This window comes from Cellulomonas septica, assembly GCF_012396155.1.
Classification (GTDB): Bacteria; Actinomycetota; Actinomycetes; order Actinomycetales; family Cellulomonadaceae; genus Cellulomonas; species Cellulomonas septica.
Window position 1 is genome coordinate 1 of record NZ_JAAXOY010000616.1, and the last position, 2,148, is coordinate 2,148.

Consider the following 2,148-nt stretch of genomic DNA (forward strand, 5'->3'; position numbering starts at 1 on the left):
CGGTGCGGCGGCGACGGGTGCGGCGACCGCTGCGGCGACGGCCGGCGGGGGCGTGTCGTCGACGGACACCCCGTGGTCCGTGACGAGGTCGGCGAGCCCGCCCGCGTACCCCTGACCGACGGCGCGCACCTTCCACGCACCGGCCCGCCGGTACAGCTCGAGCGCGACGACGATGCTCTCGGTCGCCAGGTCGGTCATCGTGAACGCGGCCAGCGGCGTCCCGGCGTCGTCGGCGACGCGCGCGACCGGCTGCCCGACGCGTCCGAACGTCGAGGACGCGTCGTCGAGGCTCGTCACGAGCCGCACCGCGTGGACGTCGGCGGGCACGGCCGCGAGGTCGACGTCGACGCGCCAGGGCTGCCCGGCCGACGGCTGCACGCACCGCACGCCGGGCCCGTCGGGCTGGTTGTAGAAGACGAAGTCGGCGTCGGAGCGGACCCGGCCGCTCTCGGTGACGAGCAGCGCGGACAGGTCCGCGGGCGCGGGGACGTCGACCGTGAGCGTGACGCGCGACGCCGTCAGCGGCGCGTTCGCGCCCTTCGTGAGCTGGTCCACCGGGTTCCTTCCGTGGGGCCGACCGGGGCGGCGGCACCGGCCGCACGGAATCTACCGGCCGTCGACCGGCCGGCGGGCGGCCTTCGCGCACGGGTGTGCCGCGGCGTCGACCGGCCACCCGTCCGGCGGGCACGGTGCCGCGTCAGCGGGGCGACGTCGGCAGGCCCATCGCGCCCAGCGTCTGCTCGACGAGGTCGTCGAAGTACGCGTCGGCGGGCGAGATCAGCGGGCGGAGCTGGCCGAACACCTCCATCACGGTGAAACCGTGCACGCGCACGAACGCGTCGACGGCGAGCGCGACCGCCGGGACGGGGAGGTCGTACGACCGCCGGTGCGCGAGGTCCGCGAACCTGGCCGACGTCCCGTCGTCGAGCCGTGCGGCCCGGCGCGCGAGGACGTCCGGGTCGACGAGCCCGGCGGCGTGGGCGCGCCCGTACAGCTCCATGACGCGCCCGCCCGGCCGGACCGCGGCGGCGACGGTCCGGTCGGTGGGTGCGCGGTAGCCGGGGACCGGTGCGCCGAACGCGAGGCCGAACTGGGCAGGGTGGTCGACGGACCACGCGCGGTACGCGCGGAAGGCGGCGGCGACGGCTCCGGGCAGGTCGTCAGGGTCGGCGGCGTCGACCGCCGCGTCGACCGCGTCAGCGTGCTCGGTGAAGGCCTCGACGAGCAGCGCGGTGAGGAGGTCGTCGCGGCTGTCGACGTAGCGGTAGAGCGCCGACACCGCGATCCCGACGTCCCGCGCGACCTCGCGCAGCGTCACGCCCTCGACCCCCGCGGTGTCGAGCTGGGCGCGCGCGGAGCGCAGGATCGCGTCCGTCATCTGCTGTCGTCGCTGCTCGCGAGGCGTTGCCGGCACGCGAGCACCATAAACGAGAACACCGTTCTTGACGGGCACCCCCGCCGAGGAGAACACTGTTCGCACAAACGAGAACAGTGTTCTCTCATCTCGCCGCCGAGGAGCCACCATGTCCAGCGACCGCCGCACCGCCGCCCTCTCGCTCGTCGCCTCCGGAGCCGTCGCCGCCGTCGCGAGCGTCGGCCTGAGCCTGACCTTCGGCTGGCCCGACGTCCTCGACGCCCCCGCCACCGAGGCGCTGCCCGCGTTCGCCGAGGTCGCGGGCACGGTCCAGGCGCTGTTCGTCCTCCAGATGGCGGGGAGCCTCGTCCTCGTCCCGGGAGTGATCGCGCTGCACCGGCTGCTGGCGCGGAGCCGCGGCACCGACGCGGCGCTCCTGACCGTGACCGCGTTCGGCGTCCTCGCGCCCGTCGTGCAGTGCCTCGGCTGGGTGCGCTGGCCGGTCGTCGTGCCCGGCCTCGCCGAGCGGTACCTCGACCCGGCCACGAGCCCCGCGACCCGCAAGGCGACCGCAGCGGGCTACGACCTGCTCAACGCGTACGCCGGCGGGGCGCTCGGCGAGCACCTCGGGTGGCTGCTGCAAGGGGTCTGGGCCGTCGGCCTCGCGGTGCTCGCCTGGCGGGCGGCCGACGTCGCGCCGACCTGGCTGCGCGGCTCGCTCGCCGTGCTCGCCATCGCGTGGACCGTCACGCTCGTCCCCGCCGGGTGGTTCGCCGACGACGCGCTGACCGCGG

Annotated in this window: 3 protein-coding genes; 1 reads left to right on the forward strand and 2 read right to left on the reverse strand. The window is 75.9% G+C overall.

All coding sequences use genetic code 11. The annotated features are described in order from the left end of the window. Both HGA02_RS17305 and HGA02_RS17310 read right to left on the reverse strand, forming a co-directional pair. Positions 1 to 555 (reverse strand): TerD family protein (locus HGA02_RS17305; RefSeq protein ID WP_168680444.1); only part of this gene is annotated, 555 nt, incomplete at its 3' end. A 142-nt stretch (positions 556 to 697) separates the two neighbouring features. Next, positions 698 to 1,378, reverse strand: coding sequence for a TetR/AcrR family transcriptional regulator (locus HGA02_RS17310; RefSeq protein ID WP_168680445.1), 681 nt, complete (start codon positions 1,376 to 1,378; stop codon positions 698 to 700). Between the two features lie 145 nt (positions 1,379 to 1,523). Here HGA02_RS17310 and HGA02_RS17315 point away from each other — a divergent pair. Continuing rightward, on the forward strand, positions 1,524 to 2,148 hold a 625-nt coding region (locus HGA02_RS17315), incomplete at its 3' end, for a DUF4386 family protein (RefSeq protein ID WP_168680447.1).